Annotated in this window: 17 protein-coding genes; 10 read left to right on the forward strand and 7 right to left on the reverse strand. The window is 60.1% G+C overall.

Features of this window, described 5'->3' with window-relative positions; translation table 11 throughout:
* The first annotated feature begins 62 nt into the window (after nucleotides 1–62).
* The 9 genes from G6L97_RS10375 to G6L97_RS10415 all read left to right on the forward strand — a co-directional run bounded on the left by G6L97_RS10375 (nucleotide 63) and on the right by G6L97_RS10415 (nucleotide 9,032).
* Nucleotides 63–947, forward strand: a complete 885-nt coding sequence (locus G6L97_RS10375; RefSeq protein ID WP_111783468.1) for a dihydrodipicolinate synthase family protein — start codon at nucleotides 63–65, stop codon at nucleotides 945–947.
* A gap of 21 nt (nucleotides 948–968) precedes the next feature.
* Nucleotides 969–1,625, forward strand: a complete 657-nt coding sequence (locus G6L97_RS10380) for a GntR family transcriptional regulator (RefSeq protein ID WP_003504009.1) — start codon at nucleotides 969–971, stop codon at nucleotides 1,623–1,625.
* 104 nt (nucleotides 1,626–1,729) lie between these two features.
* Entirely contained in the window at nucleotides 1,730–3,061 is a 1,332-nt protein-coding gene (locus tag G6L97_RS10385; protein WP_003514099.1) for an ABC transporter substrate-binding protein, read from the forward strand.
* Entirely contained in the window at nucleotides 3,061–3,999 is a 939-nt protein-coding gene (locus tag G6L97_RS10390; RefSeq protein ID WP_111783467.1) for a carbohydrate ABC transporter permease, read from the forward strand. The genes G6L97_RS10385 and G6L97_RS10390 overlap by 1 nt, the downstream gene beginning before the upstream one ends.
* Nucleotides 3,999–4,835 (forward strand): carbohydrate ABC transporter permease, encoded by an 837-nt coding sequence (locus G6L97_RS10395; protein ID WP_003504003.1) that lies wholly within the window; start codon nucleotides 3,999–4,001, stop codon nucleotides 4,833–4,835. The genes G6L97_RS10390 and G6L97_RS10395 overlap by 1 nt, the downstream gene beginning before the upstream one ends.
* A gap of 31 nt (nucleotides 4,836–4,866) precedes the next feature.
* Nucleotides 4,867–5,925, forward strand: coding sequence for an ABC transporter ATP-binding protein (locus G6L97_RS10400; RefSeq protein ID WP_019565059.1), 1,059 nt, complete (start codon nucleotides 4,867–4,869; stop codon nucleotides 5,923–5,925).
* A gap of 49 nt (nucleotides 5,926–5,974) precedes the next feature.
* A complete protein-coding gene (locus tag G6L97_RS10405) occupies nucleotides 5,975–6,943 on the forward strand; it encodes a sugar kinase (RefSeq protein WP_111783466.1) in 969 nt (322 codons plus the stop codon).
* Between the two features lie 143 nt (nucleotides 6,944–7,086).
* Complete coding sequence (locus G6L97_RS10410) at nucleotides 7,087–8,145, forward strand: P1 family peptidase (RefSeq protein WP_111783465.1); 1,059 nt, start codon at nucleotides 7,087–7,089, stop codon at nucleotides 8,143–8,145.
* A 20-nt stretch (nucleotides 8,146–8,165) separates the two neighbouring features.
* Nucleotides 8,166–9,032 carry a D-amino-acid transaminase gene (locus G6L97_RS10415; protein WP_111783464.1) on the forward strand — a complete coding sequence of 289 codons (867 nt, stop codon included), beginning with the start codon at nucleotides 8,166–8,168 and terminating at the stop codon, nucleotides 9,030–9,032.
* Between the two features lie 6 nt (nucleotides 9,033–9,038).
* Here G6L97_RS10415 and G6L97_RS10420 read toward each other — a convergent pair whose 3' ends face one another.
* The 7 genes from G6L97_RS10420 to G6L97_RS10450 all read right to left on the reverse strand — a co-directional run bounded on the left by G6L97_RS10420 (nucleotide 9,039) and on the right by G6L97_RS10450 (nucleotide 16,733).
* Nucleotides 9,039–9,935 (reverse strand): LysR substrate-binding domain-containing protein, encoded by an 897-nt coding sequence (locus G6L97_RS10420; protein WP_111788421.1) that lies wholly within the window; start codon nucleotides 9,933–9,935, stop codon nucleotides 9,039–9,041.
* Between the two features lie 88 nt (nucleotides 9,936–10,023).
* Nucleotides 10,024–11,535, reverse strand: coding sequence for a serine hydrolase domain-containing protein (locus G6L97_RS10425; protein ID WP_111783462.1), 1,512 nt, complete (start codon nucleotides 11,533–11,535; stop codon nucleotides 10,024–10,026).
* Between the two features lie 116 nt (nucleotides 11,536–11,651).
* On the reverse strand, nucleotides 11,652–12,392 hold the full coding sequence (locus G6L97_RS10430) for an ABC transporter ATP-binding protein (protein ID WP_111783461.1): 741 nt from the start codon (nucleotides 12,390–12,392) through the stop codon (nucleotides 11,652–11,654).
* Nucleotides 12,389–13,219, reverse strand: coding sequence for an ABC transporter ATP-binding protein (locus G6L97_RS10435; protein WP_003503986.1), 831 nt, complete (start codon nucleotides 13,217–13,219; stop codon nucleotides 12,389–12,391). The genes G6L97_RS10430 and G6L97_RS10435 overlap by 4 nt, the downstream gene beginning before the upstream one ends.
* Nucleotides 13,220–13,222: 3 nt before the next feature.
* Complete coding sequence (nikC, locus tag G6L97_RS10440; RefSeq protein WP_003514116.1) at nucleotides 13,223–14,125, reverse strand: nickel transporter permease; 903 nt, start codon at nucleotides 14,123–14,125, stop codon at nucleotides 13,223–13,225.
* Nucleotides 14,122–15,135, reverse strand: coding sequence for an ABC transporter permease (locus tag G6L97_RS10445; RefSeq protein ID WP_111783460.1), 1,014 nt, complete (start codon nucleotides 15,133–15,135; stop codon nucleotides 14,122–14,124). Before G6L97_RS10445 ends, nikC begins: the two co-directional genes overlap by 4 nt.
* Before the next feature lie 2 nt (nucleotides 15,136–15,137).
* Nucleotides 15,138–16,733 (reverse strand): ABC transporter substrate-binding protein, encoded by a 1,596-nt coding sequence (locus G6L97_RS10450; RefSeq protein WP_003514121.1) that lies wholly within the window; start codon nucleotides 16,731–16,733, stop codon nucleotides 15,138–15,140.
* A 235-nt stretch (nucleotides 16,734–16,968) separates the two neighbouring features.
* Between G6L97_RS10450 and G6L97_RS10455 the strand changes: the two genes are divergently transcribed.
* Nucleotides 16,969–18,009 carry a dipeptidase gene (locus G6L97_RS10455; RefSeq protein ID WP_013636788.1) on the forward strand — a complete coding sequence of 347 codons (1,041 nt, stop codon included), beginning with the start codon at nucleotides 16,969–16,971 and terminating at the stop codon, nucleotides 18,007–18,009.
* The last annotated feature ends 4 nt before the right edge of the window (nucleotides 18,010–18,013 follow it).

Consider the following 18,013-nt stretch of genomic DNA (forward strand, 5'->3'; position numbering starts at 1 on the left):
CGCTTTACAACTAACATGTCAGTGTGCCATCAATCTGCAGCCATCTTGGAGGAGCATCTTAATTGACCCAGAAATTCGGCCTTTCGGCAGCACTGACGACCCCTTTCAAAACTGACGGAACCGTCGATACAGACGCCATGATCGCGCATGCCCGCCGTTGCCTTGCAAATGGTTGCGACAGCGTGACACTCTTCGGCACCACCGGCGAGGGATGCTCCGTCGGCAGCCGCGAACGGCAGTTCATTCTCTCCCGCTTCATTGAGGCAGGCATTGCGCCTTCCCGTCTGGTCACCGGCGTTCTCGTGGATTCCATCGAGGATGCAGCCGACCAGTCCGCCGAGGCCCTGAACGCAGGTGCCCGCAATATTCTTCTGGCCCCACCATCCTATTTCAAGAATGTCAGCGATGACGGCCTGTTTGCCTGGTTCTCGGCGGTTTTCGAAAAGATCGGCAAGGGCGCGCGCGACATTCTCGTCTATAACATCCCTTCCGTGACCATGGTAACACTGTCGGTCGAACTGGTGGGGCGGCTGAGACAAGCGTTTCCGGGCATCGTCACCGGCGTGAAGGACTCCTCAGGCAACTGGAGCCACACAGAGCGCCTGCTGAAAGAACACGGCGATCTCGCAATTCTGATCGGCGATGAGCGTGATCTGGCCAAGGGCGTTCGCCTGGGCGGTCAGGGAGCCATCTCCGGCGTTGCCAATTTCCTGACGCAGGAAGTCCGCGCCATGGCCGTTGACGGCAAGGACGATGCGCGCATCGTCGATCTTGTTGTGGAACTTCTGAAATTTCCGGTTACGCCCGCCGTCAAGGTGCTGGTATCACACACGACAGGGGAAAATATCTGGTCTGACGTGCGCGCGCCGCTCGTTGCCATTTCACCGGAGGGCCGGCGGCAGATCGAAGGCGCATTCGACGCGCTGTTTCGCAAACAGGCCGCCTGAACAGACCTTGAAAGGTTGAGCATGGACGATACCGGCGAACAGACATTGCGGGAACGGGCGTATGAAAGCTTTACGCATCACCTTCTCTCGCGCGACGTTCGCCCTGGACAATTCATCTCGCAACGCCGCCTCGTGGAATTGACGGGTCTGCCGCTGGGCGCGATCCGGGAAGCAATTCCACGGCTGGAGGCGGAAGGTCTGATCAAGACCGTGCCGCAGCGGGGATTGCAGGTCGCCCATATCGACATCAACCTCATCCGCGAGGCGTTCCAGTTCCGGATCTTTCTCGAGAAGGAGGCCGTGGCGCTCTTTACGCGTTCGGCCTCGGACGAGACCATCGCCAAGCTGTTGAAACAGCACCGCGATATCGTCGAGGCGACGGAAAACGGTGGGGAATCGCCGGAGCTGGACCAGCACGCGCAGCAGGTGGACTGGGGCATGCACGACGCCTTCATCGATAGTCTCGGCAACTCGATCATCTCGAACGCCTACAGGGTCAATTCCATCAAGATGCGCCTCATCAATCAGGAGCGCTTTCGCATCGCAGGCCATGTCAAATCGGTGATGAAAGAACACCTTGCCATTCTCGAAGCCATTGAGAAGCGATCCGTCGAAGACGCCGTGGAGCGGCTGACCGCGCATATCCGCAACGCAAGGGACAGGGCGCTGGCAGTATAGGGCAATTCCAGTAGGGCAGAAGAAAGGTCCTGGCCGGAATTGCATGAAAATAAGCAACAAGCCGGAGGTGAGGAGAATTTCCGGCTAACTGGAGGAGAACTGACATGACGCATTCATTGCTCAACCCCACGCGTCGCGCCTTTCTGGCAGGCACGGCAGCGATCGGTGGCAGCGCGGTGCTCGGCATCCGCCCCGCATCGGCGGCGGTGAACTGGAAAAAACACGCCGGCACCACGCTTGAAGTCAACCTGGTCAAAAGCCCGCGCAGCGAAACGCTGATCAAATATCTGGGCGAATTCGAGGAACTGACCGGCATCAAGGTCAATGCCGAAGCAACGCCTGAACAGCAGCAGCGCCAGAAGGTGGTAATCGAGCTTTCCTCCGGCAAGCCGAGCTTCGACGTCGTTCATCTGAGCTACCACGTGCAGAAGAGACAGTTCGAAAAAGGCAAGTGGCTGGCCGATATCAGCGGCTTCCTGAAGGACCCGTCGCTGACCGATCCGTCCCTCGTCGAAAAGGATTTCGCAGAAGCCGGCATGCTGTTTGCCAAGGATAGCGACGGCGTGCTGCGCTCGCTGCCCTTCTCGGTGGATTACTGGATCGTCTACTGGAACAAGGAACTCTTCGAAGCCAAGGGCCTGAAATACCCTGAGACCTTCGAGGAACTGGTGACGGCAGCGGAAAAGATCACCGATCCCGCAACCAACACCTACGGTTTCGTCGCCCGCGGCCTGAAAAATGCCAACACCCCGGTCTGGACTTCGTTGATGCTGGGCTACGGCGCAAAGCCGATCGGCGCGGACGGAAAGGTCGACACCGAATCCAAGGAAGCGGTCGAGGCCGCGAAACTCTATCAACGCTTGATGACCAAAGCCGCCCCTCCCGGCGTTTCCGGCTTCAACTGGGCCGAAGCGCAGTCTGCCTTCCTTCAGGGCAAGATCGGCATGTGGTTCGATGGCGTCGGTTTTGCACCGCCGATCGAAAACCCGGAAAAATCCCGCGTTGTCGGCAAGGTCGGTTACGGTGTCATGCCGAAGGGCCCGGCAGTACAGGCGGCCGGCACCTTCGGCGATGGCCTCGGTGTCGTCGAAGCCAGCAGCAAGAAGGAAGCGGCCTACCTCTTCTGCCAATGGGCGATTTCGCACGACATGGGCGCGCGCCTGTTGCAGGCGGGTGCAGGCGTTCCGTTCCGCCAGTCCATCCTCGAAGACCAGAAGGTGCGTGAGGGCGTGAAGATGCCGGCCGCTTGGCTGGATGCGGTCGTCGGTTCCGGCAAGGTCTCGCAGCTTGCCCTGCCGGTCATCATTCCAGTCACGGAATTCCGCGACATCTACGGCGTCGGCCTCACCAACATGATCGGCGGCGCCGACCCGGCAGCTGAGCTGAAAAAAGCGACGGAACAGTTCGCACCCGTTCTGGCGCGTAGCGAGGGATAATGGCCTCCGTGAGCATCGAAAACACCAAAACAGGCGCCAGCCGGAAAGAAAGGAGCAGGCTCGCAAGGCTTGCTCCCAACTACTGGCCTTTCGTTATACCGGCACTTGTCGTCATCTCGGCGGTGATCGTTTTTCCGTGGGTCTTCACCCTGTGGATGAGCGTGCATCGCTGGACGCTCGGACAGGAGCAGAGCTTTATCGGTTTCGATAACTATATAAGGCTCGCAAGCGACGTGAGATTCTGGGAATCGCTCTGGCACACCCTCATCTATACCGTGCTGTCGGTCGTCGCTCCGCTGTTTCTGGGAACATTGGCGGCGCTGGTTTTCGATGCGCAGTTTCCGCTGCGCGGTTTTCTGCGCGGCGTGTTCGTGATGCCGATGATGGCGACCCCGGTCGCCATCGCGCTCGTCTGGACCATGATGTTCCACCCGCAGCTCGGCGTTCTGAACTATCTCTTGTCCTTCATCCATATCGGACCGCTGGAATGGATCTACAACCAGTCCACCGTCATCCCCTCGCTGGTGCTGGTGGAAACCTGGCAATGGACGCCGCTCGTCATGCTGATCGTGCTCGGCGGGCTGGCTGCAGTACCCCGCGAACCCTATGAGAGCGCCGAAATCGATGGCGCCAACGCCTGGCAGAAGTTTCGTTACCTGACCATGCCGATGATCGCGCCGTTCCTGATGATCGCCGTCATCATCCGCTCCATCGATGCCGTCAAAAGCTTCGACATCATCTACGCGATGACGCAGGGCGGACCCGGCACGGCCTCGGAAACCATCAACATCTACCTCTATAACACGGCGTTTTCCTACTACGACATCGGTTACGGCTCGGCCATGGCCGTCGTCTTCTTCATCATCATCGTGGCGCTGTCCTTTGTGCTTTTGATGGTGCGCCAGCGTGCGCAATGGAACGAGATGGAGGATCGCTGATGGCTCGCCAATTGCTCAAACGTAAAAACCTCGACCGCATCGGCCTGTTTTTCGTGGCGCTGGTGATGATTTCGCCTGTCATCCTGTTCTTCATCTGGATGATTTCGCTATCGCTGAAATATGAAATCGACAACGGCGCCTATCCGCCGATCCTCATCCCCGAGCGTTTCGCATGGTCGAACTATGTGAAGGTGTTCGAGGAGAATAATTTCTTCCTCTATTTCTGGAATTCGGTGCTCGTCACCGGTGCGGCCACCATTCTGGCGCTGGTGATCGGCGTGCCTGCCGGTTACGGCATCGCCCGACTGAAGGCGGAAAAGTCGGCTGTCGTCATCATGATCGCCCGTATGACGCCCGGCCTCTCCTTCCTCATTCCGCTATTCCTGCTGTTCCAATGGCTGAACCTGCTCGGCACGCTCTGGCCGCAGATCATCATCCATCTCGTGGTGACGGTTCCGATCGTGGTCTGGATCATGATCGGTTATTTCGAAACCACGCCGAAGGAACTGGAAGAAGCGGCAAGCATCGATGGCGCATCCTCCTGGCAGGTGTTCCGGCTGGTGGCGCTGCCGATTGCCAAGCCCGGCATCGTCGTCTCCTTCATTCTGGCGGTCATCTTCTCGTGGAACAACTTCGTCTTCGGCATCGTGCTGGCCAGCCGTGAAACGCGCACCCTGCCGGTGGCGGTCTACAACATGCTCTCCTTCGAACAGGTGAGCTGGGGACCGCTTGCCGCAGCCGCGCTGATCGTGACGCTGCCGGTGCTGCTGCTCACCATGTTCGCGCAGAAACAGATCGTGGCGGGCCTGACCGCCGGCGCCGTCAAGGGCGGCTGAATCAACAAATTAGAAATACGGGAACATCCATATGGCACCGGTCAATATTCTAAACGTCCAGAAGCGCTTCGGCGCGGTCAACATCATCCACGGCATCGATATCGATATCAAGGATGGGGAATTCGTCGTGCTCGTCGGCCCTTCCGGCTGCGGCAAATCCACCCTGCTGCGCATGATTGCCGGCCTGGAAGAAGTCAGCGACGGCGAAATCCACATCGGCACGCGCGAGGTCAGCAACCTGCCCGCCCGCGACCGCGATATCGCCATGGTCTTCCAGAACTACGCCCTTTATCCGCACATGACGGTGAAGGATAATATGGGCTTCGCGCTGAAGCTGAAGAAGGTGAGCGCCGACGAAACCAAGGCCAAGGTCGACAAGGCTGCCGCCATTCTGGGACTGGACAAGCTGCTCGACCGTTATCCGCGCCAGCTTTCCGGCGGCCAGCGCCAGCGTGTAGCCATGGGACGCGCGCTGGTGCGCGATCCGCAGGTCTTCCTGTTCGATGAGCCGCTTTCCAACCTCGATGCCAAGCTGCGCGTGCAGATGCGCGGCGAGATAAAGGCCATGCACCAGCGCATCGGCACCACCACCATCTACGTCACGCACGACCAGGTGGAAGCCATGACCATGGCCGACAAGATCGTGGTGCTGCATGACGGCGTGATCGAGCAGATCGGCGCACCGCTCGAGCTTTACGACCGTCCGGCCAACCTCTTCGTTGCCGGTTTCATTGGTTCGCCTGCGATGAATTTCATTCGTGGACGCGTCGAAGAAGGCGTGTTCCGCACCGTGAAGGGCTTAAGCCTTCCCCTGCCCGCCAACAGCGACATTGCCGCACTGGGCGGCCGCGACCTCGTCTACGGCGTGCGCCCGGAACATATCCGTGCAGCAAGCGGCGGTATCGAAGGCCGGGTCGAACTGGTCGAAGGCACCGGCTCGGAAATCTACGCCAAGCTGAACTGCAAGGGCGACGAGATCGCCTGCTTGTTCCGTGAGCGGCTGGACGTGCGGTTCGGCGATACGATCCATATCGCCATCGACCCGGAAATGGTTCACCTTTTCGACAAGGCAACCGGCAAGCGCATCTAAGGCGCATGCCGAGTAAAATTGCGTAAGACAAAGACATAGGGTGACGGGCATGGACAGCCAACACGAGAGCCGCAAACATGTGCTGTGCGTGGGTGCAGCCGTGCTCGACACCCTGTTTCGCGTCCATGACATGCCAAAGGGCGAAGGCAAGGTCCTGCCTTACGAAATGTTGCAGATCGCCGAGGGCATGGCATCCAGCGCAGCCTATGCGGTGCACCGCATGGGCGGGCGCGCCAGCCTTTGGGGTGCGGTGGGCGACGACGAGACCGGAACCCGCATCCTGCGCGATCTCGCCGAAAGCGGTATCGACACCACAGGCATGACAGTCGCCGCCGGCGCACGCTCCGCACTCTCCACGATCATTATCGATGATCGCGGTGAAAGGCTGATCGTGCCTTTTTATGATCACAGGCTGCATGAGAAAAAGCGCTCCTGCACACCAGCGGACCTCGCCGCTTACGACGCCGTGCTGGTGGATGTGCGCTGGCCGGAACTGGCGCTCGAGGTTCTTGATGTGGCACGCGCGCTCGGCAAACACGCCATTCTCGACGGCGACGTTGCGCCGGTTGAAATCCTCGAAAAGCTCGCACCCGCCGCGACCCACATCGTTTTTTCCGAACCCGCCGCTGCCCGGCTGACGGGGCTTGAGACGGTAGAGGACATGCTGCCAGTGCTGCACGTCCGCTACCCGCAGACCTTCATCGCCGTCACCGCCGGACCGGCAGGCTGCTGGTGGACGGAAGCTGGCGATCCCACTGTCCATTTTCAGGAAACGATGCAGGTCAAGGCGGTGGATACGCTGGCGGCAGGCGACATTTTCCACGGCACCTTTGCGCTTGCCATAGCCGAAGGCATGGAAAGCCGCGCCGCCATCCGGCTCTCCTCCGTTGCCGCTGCGCTCAAATGCACCGCCTTCGGTGGTCGCATCAGGGCGCCCACACGCGAAGAGACCGAGGAAGCCATGCGGCAATGGCTGGAGCGGGAGCGTGAACGGGGACCGGCGCTACGCGCCTTCTGAGCGCATCCATTGCCCGCATAAAACTATTCCATTTTTGCGATGCCGTTTCCCGGCGAACTAGGCTAACGTCAAGTCAGAGCAAAGCTTTTCGCAAGCCGCGCTTGTTCCACCTTCAGCCTGCATTCCGCAAAAGTGATCGCCCGATGCATCAGACGACCCGCCCGAGACTGCGCGATATCGGCTTGCCGCCCGACCATTTCGAGACCGGCCCGCTCAATGCCATCACCGATGTCGAAGGCGTGACGATCGGCCATTCGACCGTCATCGAAGGCGACACGATCCGCACCGGCGCAACCGCGATCCTGCCGCATGGCGGCAATCTTTTTCAGGACAAGGTGCCTGCGGGTTTTGCGGTCTATAACGGCTTTGGCAAATTTGCCGGCTCGACACAGATCGAGGAACTGGGCGAACTCGAAACCCCTGTTATCCTCACCAATACGCTTGCAACCGGCCGGGCAATTGAGGCGATCAACCGCCATACGCTTTCGCAGCCAGGCAATGAGAAGGTGGTATCCATCAATGCGGTCGTTGGAGAGACCAACGATTCCCGGCTCAACGACATCCGCGCCGGTCGCCCGACCATCGAGGAAATCTCCACCGCGCTGAAAAACGCTGCCGCAGGCCCGGTGGCCGAGGGCGGCGTTGGAGCCGGAACCGGCACGGTGGCTTTCGGCATGAAGGGCGGCATCGGAACCGCATCCCGCATGGTACCGATTGCCGGAGAAACCTTCACGCTCGGCGTTCTCGTGCAGTCCAATTATGGCGGCCATCTTCTCGTCTGCGGCAAACCCTATGTGAGCCCGGAGCACAGGGACAAGGACGGTTCCATCGTCATCATCGTCGCAACCGATGCGCCGCTGTCGTCGCGCAATTTGAAGCGCTTGGCCGCTAGGAGCTTCGGCGGCCTCTCGCGCACCGGTGCGGCATTGAGCAATGGTTCCGGCGATTATGCGCTGGCATTTTCCACCAACGAGCGCCTTCGCCGCACGCCCGCACGCCGTAAGGCAGTTACAGACTATCCTGAGCTCTCCAACGATGCGATCTCGCCGCTCTTCGAAGCCGCAATAGAGGCAACCGAGGAGGCGATCCTCAATTCGCTCTGCGCGGCAACAACAACATCAGGCTTCAACGCTGGAACCGGCAAGGCCGCAACGGTTGAGGCCATTTGCATCGATACCCTTAAAACCCTTCTTTCAGCCTGACTTTTCCAGACGGAGTTTTCATGACTAGCCAACCCGGTCGCATCGTTTACCTCAACGGCGAATTCCTGCCCGAGGCGGAAGCCCGCCTTTCCATCTTCGACCGCGGCTTCCTGTTCGGCGACGGCATTTATGAAGTCACCTCCGTTCTCGAAGGCAAGCTGATCGACAGCGACCTGCACATGGCGCGGCTGGAACGCAGCGCCCGCGAAATCGACGTACCGCTGCCGGTCACAACAAAGGAAATCGTCGAGGCCGAACGTCGCCTGATTGCCGACAACAACCTTGTCGAAGGCATGATCTACCTGCAACTGACGCGCGGCGCGGAAGACCGCAACTTCCTGTTTTCCGCCGATTTGAAGCCGACGCTGGTGATGTTCACGCAGGCCAAAAAACTCGTCGGCACCGCCGTGGAAGAGACCGGTATTGCGGTCAAATCCGTTCCCGACCAGCGCTGGGCGCGCCGTGATATCAAGACCGTCTGCCTGCTGCCGCAGGTCATGGCAAAACGCATCGCCAAGGCTGAAGGCTGCGATGAGGCGTGGATGATCGAGGATGGTTTCGTCACCGAAGGCGCATCCTCCACCGCCTATATCATCACCGGCGACAGGAAGATCATCACCCGCGGCAACAGCAACAAGACCCTGCCCGGCTGCACCCGCCTTGCCGCCCTGCAACTGGCCAAGGAGGCCGGTTTCACGCTGGAAGAACGGCCTTTCACGCTGGAAGAAGCGATGAACGCAGACGAAGCCTGCCTGACCAGCGCCTCCAACTTCGTGGTTTCGGTGACGAAGATCGACGGCAAGCCGGTGGGTGATGGCAAACCAGGCGCGATGGTGAAACGCCTGCGCGCGCTCTATCTCGAAAACGCCCACCGCACCGCGATCTGACCAGGATCAATCTTCGAGAACCGCCCATATGCGCTCGACAACGGGACGGCGGTTCTCCTTGGAACGATAAAGCCGGATATCCACGGCAATATCGAAACAGTGATCGGCGGCACGCACCAGCGCGCCGCTATCCAGCTCGTGCCGCATCAGGCTTTCCGGCACCCAGGCAACACCCCATCCCGCCATCGCCATGGCTTTCAGCCCCACCGACATGCTGCCCTCATGCACCCGCTCGAATTTCGGCAGGCGCGCACTCAGGAGATCGCGCAACAGCGGCCCGAAGAACGATGCTTTTTCGTAATCCAGATAGGCAAAGGGTTTTTTCGCGCTTTCCGTCAGGCTGTGCAGCGGTGCGCCGTCCTCTGTGGGGGCGGAAACGGGAATGATGTTTTCCGCGCCAAGCACGCGGAATTCGAAGGTCTGCGCATCGAGCAGCATCGGCACTTCGGGGTGGGCGTAGGTCAGAAGGAAATCGCTCTGCCCGTCCACCAGCGAATTGAGGTTCTCCTCCATGCTGCCGGAATCAGGCCGCAGAACCGAAAACAGCGGTCCCGCCTTCTCGTTCACCCGTTTCAGCCAGTCCGGGAAGAAGGTGAAAGACAGCGTGTGCAGCGCCGTCAGCCGCACTGTTCTGGCATCCTCACCGTCTTCCTGCAACAGGGTGCGACGGGCGTGGTAAAGCTGCTTCAGGGTTTCCTGCGCCACCGGAACGAACTTCACCCCGGCCTCGGTCAGCCGTGAGGGATAGGAAGCGCGATCGACCAGCGTCGCGCCCACCCAGGCTTCCAGCTGCTTGATCCTCCGGCTGAAAGCGGATTGCGTCACATGCCGCTCTTCCGCCGCCTTCGAAAAATTGAGCGTTCCGGCCAGCGCCAGGAAATCCTCGAGCCATTTGACTTCCAAGGGCCTGTTCTCCCACAAAGATGTTGAACCGGCCTTTAGCTGGAACAAGGGTCTTTATTAGGAGCAATAGCAGCTGATTGAAACCCTGTTAAAGGCTTCTTGAATATTCGATCATTCGCGCCCGGCTCGCCACAAGCTCTATCCGGCTGTCGCTCAATTGATTGAGGCAGATGCGCTTCGTCCACAGCCCGTCCGAGAGCGTGAAGAGGAAGCGACCATTGCCGAGCGCCGTCAAAGGCATGGAGCGGCGCGTGGGACCGATACCCATGGTCAGCGACGAACCGGAAATCGTAAATTCCGCCCCTTCGATAGAGCGCCAAGATCCGGAAAGCTCATCGGGCACCGCATGGTCACCAACCGGCAGGAACCGACGAGCGGCGTGGCCTGCCTCGCCGACGATCGCGTCGCCCTCGAGCCTCAGAAGCATCGGAGAGGATGCGGAGCGCGATGACACCCAGCCATCGGCATCTTCATAAAGCGTGTCGTCGCCATCGATGAAGGTCGAGGTACTGCCCTTGATCTCCAGCCACCACGGTCCGCTTTCGGTGACATAGAGGCCTTCCGGCAAGCTGGCGGCGGGTTTGGGTAAAGGCAGACCGGTCAGGGCCGCCATGCTTTCCAGCGCAATCTTGAAGCCGTTGGTATCCTCGCGGTTCGATACCACGACGAAACCCGTGCCGTTTTCCGGATCGAGAAGGAAGTACGTCTTGTAGCCAGGATGCGAACCGCCATGACCGACGAAACGTCTGTCGCCGAGATGTGACCAGCGCAGGCCGAGACCATATTCGCTCATCCGTCCATCGGCGAGCCGCCGCTCGGTGGAAAGCCCGTCCAGAACGCCGGCAAAGCTGCCCTCTCCCCGCATCAGCCCCTGCAGCCAGCGGGTCAGCGCTTCGGCACTGCCGGCAAGACTGCCGGAAGCGGAAATATGCAGGCCCGCCGCCGAAAGTTGCCAGTTGCTCTCAGCCTTCCAGTAACCCGGCACCAATCCGTCCACCGGATCGTTCCAGACGTCCGGCGCCTTCAGGAAAACACCGAACGGTCCGGCAATTTGCGTCTGCACGAAATCGTCAAAACGGAAACCATGGCGCTCCAGCGCCGCCTCGACCAGACGATAACCGGTATTCGAATAGGAAACCTCGCTGCCGGCCGGAAAGTTCAGCCGGGTCAGCCGCGACAGATAGTCTAGAAGCGGGCCGGCCTTCGTTTCGGTGTAGACGGAAAGACCAAGCAGCGAGAGGCATTCGCGCGTGTCCGGCAACCCGCCGCTCATATCCAGCGCCTGCCCGACAGTGACGTCGCGGAGTGGCGATTGCAGCTCCGGCAGATGCTTTCCGAGCGGATCGTCAAGCCCGATCAGATCGGAATGGGCAAGCACCATGGCGCAGAAGGCATGTTTGGTGACGGATGCGTAACGCACCACGCTTTTCGGCGTGAACGGCGCAAACGTCGAAAGGCTCTCAACCCCGCCCGCATGGGCAAAACGGATGCCATTGAGATCGAAACCGATCACTGCTCCGCCTGGCTCGTTGCCGGCCCATTGCGAGACGAAACTCTCGGCAAGCGTTGAAGCGGCGTTCCAGTCGAATTGCTGTGACATTGTTCGGTCTCGTGTCTTCGTGGGTCTTGTGGGAAGCCTCATACCGCTGCCGCGACCTTCTCCCCGGTGGGGAGAAGAAGCGAGCAGCATCCGCTCGATTTATGTGCGACGCGGGCTCAAGCCGGCTCTTCCAACCGGATACTCAGGCTGCGCAACTCTTCTGTATGCGGGTGTTTCGTGCGGCCTTCGCGTAGATCGCCTGCATTCAGCTGCTCGACCATTTCACCATTCAGCATCACGCCCACCTGTGGGCACAGATGCGCGATAACAGCCAGATTGTGGCTGACGAGGATATAGGTGAGGTTGCGCGCCGCCCGCAGATCCTGCAACAGGTTCAGGATTTCCGCCTGCACTGAAACATCGAGCGCCGAAGTCGGCTCATCGAGCAGCAGAACCTGCGGATCGGCAATCAAAGCACGCGCAATCGCCACGCGCTGACGCTGACCGCCGGAGAGCTGGTGCGGGTAACGGAAGCGCACCGACTGCGGCAGGGCCACATCCGATAGCGCCTGCTGGATGCGTTTTTCGATATTGTCCATGCCGTGCACCAACGGCAATTCGCTGAGAATGCGGTCGATGGTCTGGCGCGGATGCAGCGAACCATAGGGGTCCTGAAACACCATCTGCACCTGCCGGAAGAATTCCGGCGTGCGCTTCAGCGGCGCATCCTTGCCGGCAAAGGCGATGCGGCCTTCCCAGCTTTCATTAAGGCCGGCCATGGCGCGCAGGATGGTGGACTTGCCCGAGCCGCTTTCGCCAACGATGCCGAAGCTGCCGCCCTTTTCCACCGAAAAGGACACGCCCTTCACCACTTCACGGTCGCCGAACTTGATACGGAGATTTTCGACGTCGATCATAGGCTGGACCACGCTGCATCACGGTTGAGAACGGGAAGACGCTCGCGCGGATGCGTCAGCGAGGGAATGCAGTTCAAGAGACCCTGCGTGTAAGGATGCTGTGCTTTCAGGAGTTCGGAAGCTTTCAGTTCCTCCATCACCCGGCCGGAATACATGACAGCCACGCGGTCGCAGAAATGCGAGACAAGCGGCAGGTCGTGGCTGATGAGGATGAGACCCATGCCGCGTTCCGATACCAGCTCCTCGATCAGCCGCAGGATTTCCGCCTGCACCGTGGCATCGAGAGCGCTTGTCGGTTCGTCGGCGATCAGAAGCTCTGGATCAGGCGCCAGCATCATGGCGATCATGACACGCTGGCCCATGCCGCCGGAAACCTCGTGAGCGTAGGACGAAGCGACCTGGCGCGGATTGCGGATCTTCACCTGATCGAGCAGAGCGATTGCCGCCTCCATGGCCGCACGCTTGCTGCCGCCCTTGTGGGCGCGCCAGGCTTCCGCGATCTGTGCACCCATGGTCTTGACCGGGTTCAGCGAATATTTCGGATCCTGAAGGATGAAACCTGCCCGTTTTCCTCGGATCTGGCGCATCTGCTTTTCACTGGCGGAAAGCACGTCGATACCGTCAAAGGAGAGCTTGTCGGCCCTGATATCAGCATTGGAGGGCAGAAGCTTCATCAGCGCGCGCGCCGTGAGGCTCTTGCCCGAACCGGATTCACCGACGATGCCGAGCTTTTCTGTTCCGAGCTTCATGGAAACACCGCGCACCGCCTCGAAGCGGCTGGTGCGGGTCTGGAACGCGATCTTCAGATTTTCGATTTCGACCAGCATGGCTCAATGTCCCTTCGGGTCGAGCACGTCGCGCAGACCATCGCCAAGGAAGTTGAAGGCGAGCGAGACGAGGAAGATGGCGATGCCCGGAATGGTGGCGACCCACCATTGTTCGAAGATGAAGCGCTTGGCCGTCGCAATCATCGCACCCCACTCCGGCGAAGGCGGCTGCGCGCCCATGCCGAGGAAGCCGAGGCTTGCGGCGGTGATGATGATCGAGCTCATGTCGAGCGTGATGCGCACGATGAGGCTCGGCACGCAGAGCGGCGCGATGTGACGGGCGATGATGCGCCAGGCGGAAGCGCCTGTCAGCCGGTAGGCCGCAACGAAATCGCTGCCGCGAACCGTCATGGTTTCGGCGCGAGCGAGACGCGCATAGGGCGGCCAGGCGGTGAGCGCAATGGCGAGAATGGCGCTTTCGACGCCAGGCTTCAGCGCCGCGACGAAGGCAAGCGCCAGGATGAGGCGCGGGAAGGCCAGGAACACATCGGTCACCCGCATCAACACCGTATCGACGATACCGCCGAAATAACCGGCGATGCAGCCGATGGCGAGACCGATCGGCGCAACGAGAACGACGACGGCAATGACCATGCCAAGCGTGACGCGACCACCATAAAGAATGCGGGAAAGAATGTCGCGACCCAGCTCATCCGTGCCGAACCAGTGCTCGGCACTCGGGAAGGCAAGGCGGTTGCCGAGGTTCTGCGCGGCCGGATCGTAAGGCGCGATGAACGGCGCCAGCAGCGACAGCGCAATGAAGACGATGATGATCGTGAGACCGACCACCGCCAGCGGATTGGACTTGAGGTTCAGCCAGATGCGGTACCGGTTTCCCCAGGCAGCCTGCCTGCGGGAATGCGGCGTCTCATCCAGAGCCCAGTTTCTGAAAGTTGCTAACATCATCGAACGCGGGGATCCATTACTCGGTAAAGTACGTCTGCGAGCAGGTTGAGGCCGACATAGATCAGGCCGATCAACAGGGTCGCTCCGACGACAGGGTTCATGTCCGCGTTCATGAGCGAGACGGTGAGATATTGGCCAAGGCCCGGCCAGCTGAAGACGGTTTCCGTCACCACGGCACCTTCCAGAAGGCCGGCATAGGTGAGTGCGAGAACCGTGACGAGCTGTACGGCAACCGTCGGGAAGGCGTGCCCCCAGATGACGGTCATTGCCGAAAGCCCCTTGGCACGGGCGGTAATGACATATTCGCCCTTCAGCGCATCGATCATGAAGGCGCGTGTCATGCGGGTGATATAGGCCATGCTGAAATAGGCAAGGATGCAGACGGGCTGCACCATATGGGCGATGGCGTCGTAAAACGCGTCCCAGTCGCCGGCAAGCAGCGTATCGACCGTCATCAGGCCCGTGACCGGCGAGATCATGCCGTCATAGATGATGTCCTGCCTGCCCGGTCCGGGTGCGACGCCAAGCGTGGCGTAAAATACCAGCAGCGAAATCAGCGCCAGCATGAAGACGGGCACGGAATGGCCGGCAAGGCAGACGACGCGGATGATCTGGTCCGTCAACTTACCCTGCTTCACGGCGGCCCATACGCCGAGCGGAATGCCGATCAGCGCCGCGAGAACGAGTGCTGCCGTAGCAAGCTCGAAGGTGGCGGGGAAAACGCGCTTTATATCGATCCAGACCGGGTTGCGGGTCAGAATGGAATTGCCGAAATCACCGTGCAGCACCTGCGACACATAGTGGAAAAACTGAACGACCAGTGGCTGGTCCAGGCCCATTTCGGCCCGAACCCGCACGATGACGTCTTCAGGCGCGTTGTCGCCGACTGCCGCGATGACAGGATCGACAGGCATGACGCGCCCGATCAGGAAGGTGATGACCATCAACCCGAACAGCGTCAGAATGACGCTGCTCAGTGTCGACGATATGCTTTTGACGCGCTTGTTCAATGTTACGCTTTCTTAGCATCGTGGTAGGAATTGCCCTCGGAGAGAACGCCGAGTTCAAAGCCGGAAACGCCCTTGCGGAACGCGGCCGTCTTCGTCGTCTGGAACATGAAGACGAAGGGGCTGTTTTCCATGTGCTCGCGCTGCAACGCTTCATAAAGCTCGATGCGCTTTGCCGGGTCCTTCTCGTCACGGGCGGCTTCTGCCTTCGCGGCAAAGTCGTCGTTCTTGAAGCGCGAACGCCACAGGAAGGGCTTGGACTTGGCGTCGTCGCCATTGTCCTTGTTGATGTTGAAGACATCGGCATTGGAATGCGGATCGAAGTAATCCGTGCCCCAGGCGGAAAGCGCCATCTGGTGTTCGCGGCCACGCATCTTGGTCAGAACCTGACGGTTCTCGGCAGATTGCAGACGCACCTTGATGCCGATATCGGCAAGATTTGCCTGGATAGCCTGCGCCAGATCCGGGTAAGGCTGGGCGGAATAGTGATCCATGGTGATTTCGAAACCGTCGGCAAGACCGGCTTCCGCCATCAGCGCCTTGGCCTTTTCGACATCGCGCTGGTACGGCGTGTCGTTAACGGCGCCGGGGAAACCTTCCGGCTCGAAGCTCTGGTGAACCTTGTGCGTCAGCGGCACGATGTTTTCCTGCATGCCCTTGTAGTCCAGCGCCCATTTGATGGCCTGCCAGACCTGTGGCTTGGCAAGGTTCTCATTGCCCTGATTGAGCGAGATCAGCACCAGCGAGGCGATGCTCTTGCGCTGCAACTCGATGTTGGCGTCGTTCTGGACGGTACGCAGCTGTTCCGAGGTCAGGTCGCGGGCAATGTCGATATCGCCCTTCTGCAACATCAGAAGCTGGGAAGACGGATCGGTGACATGGCGCAGGATGACGCGCTTGATGTTACCCTTGTAGGGGCCATTCGGGTTGACGGTGAGCGCTACGCTCTCGCTCGGCTTCCAGGCCTGCAACATGAAATCGCCGGAACCGGCGCTGTTTTTCTGCAGCCAGCCATTGCCGAGGTCTTCGCCCGAGGCATTTGCCAGCACGGCCTTCTTTTCAACGATCGCGCCGATATTGGCGGAGAGGCAATAGAGCAGGAACGAGATTGCGGTCGGCTTTGCCGTCGTCAGCTTCACCGTCTTTTCGTCGGCGGCAACGATGGTCGTTTCGGCATTGTCAGGCGTGAAGCCGAACTGGCCGATGATGAAGGCCGGGCTCTTGTTCATCTTGATGGCGCGCTGCAGAGAAAAGGCCACGTCTTCCGCGGTCACTTTCGCACCGCTCGAGAAGGTCGCATCGTCACCGATCACAAAGGTGAAAACCTTGCTTTCCGCATCGGCTTCCCAGGACTTCGCGATGACCGGATCGACCTTGGTGGAATCTTCACGGTTCGCCCGCACCAGCTTCTGGTACATGTTGGACATGATTTCACCGCCGACGGCTTCGAAACCCTCATGCGGATCAAGGCTCGTCATGTTGTCCAGCTGCTGCGCGACCACCAGAATATCCTTGGGTGTCGCAGCAAATGCCGGAATGTGCGCATAGGACAGGAACGGTACAGCAGCGCCGGCAATCAGCAGGTTGCGTCTTGAAATCATCGAAAATCCCCTTTCGGACCTTATTTTTCGGAAACGGTATGGGTTCGCCCCAATCCAGTCATTTTTTTTATGTTTTCCCGCGATTACCACGAGCAAACGAGGCGCGACCAATTCCAAATTTGGCAGAGCCTATGCACGGATTGCATTTGCTCCGACCTTGACCTTTCCTCTACCAATTCTCAAAAGTCTGACGACCGCGCGCCCGCGCCCCGCCCGTATCCAAAGGTGAATGACCATGACCGATGAAAAAACCGTACCCGTCTTCGACGGCCACAACGACGTGCTTCTGCGGTTATGGCGATCGGGCAATGCCTCTCCCGAAACGCTTCTCATCGAGGGTGATACGGTCGGCCACATCGACCTGCCGCGCGCCAGGAAGGGCGGGTTGGCCGGTGGCCTCTGCGCCATCTACGTCCCCTCGCCCAGCATGGAGAAGGACGCGAACGGCGACTTCACGACACCGGCTGAAGCGGACGCGCTGAAGGCGACGCTTGGCATGGCGGCCCTACTGTTCCGCGCCGAGAAACAATCAGGCGGTGCGCTGAAAGTCTGCCGCACGGCCGCCGAGATCCGCAGCGCGATGGCAGAGGGCGCCTTTGCCTCCGTCTTCCATATCGAGGGCGCAGAAGCGATCGGCGCCGATCTGGATGCGCTGCATGTTCTCCACGAGGCTGGCCTTCGCACGCTCGGCCCGGTCTGGAGCCGCCCGAACATCTTCGCCTACGGCGTTCCCTTCCGCTTCCCGTCGACACCGGATATCGGCCCCGGCCTCACCGATGCCGGAAAACGGCTGGTAAAGACCTGCAACGAACTGAAGATCATGGTCGACCTGTCGCACATGAACGAACAGGGTTTCTGGGACATCGCGAAGATTTCGGACGCACCGCTGGTGGCGTCCCATTCCAACACCTATGCGCTGTGCAACCACAGCCGCAACCTGACGGACCGCCAGCTGGACGCGATCCGCGACACAGGCGGTCTTGCCGGCATCAATTTCGGCGTTCTGTTCCTGCGCCAGGACGGCGTGAAGAACCCGGCTACCGATCTTGGCGAACTGGTCCGCCATGTCGACTATATCGTCAACCGCATCGGCATCGATCACGTCGCACTCGGCTCGGATTTCGACGGCACCACCATTCCAGCAGCCATGAAGGATGCGGCCGATCTGCAATTGCTGGTCACAGCCCTACGCAACGGCGGTTATGACGACGCCGCACTCGCCAAGATCTGCCATGGCAACTGGGTACGCGTGCTGGAGAAAACGTGGGGCGCGTAACGCG

Origin of the sequence: Agrobacterium tumefaciens (genome assembly GCF_013318015.2) — a bacterium.
In the GTDB taxonomy this organism is placed as follows: Bacteria; Pseudomonadota; Alphaproteobacteria; order Rhizobiales; family Rhizobiaceae; genus Agrobacterium; species Agrobacterium tumefaciens.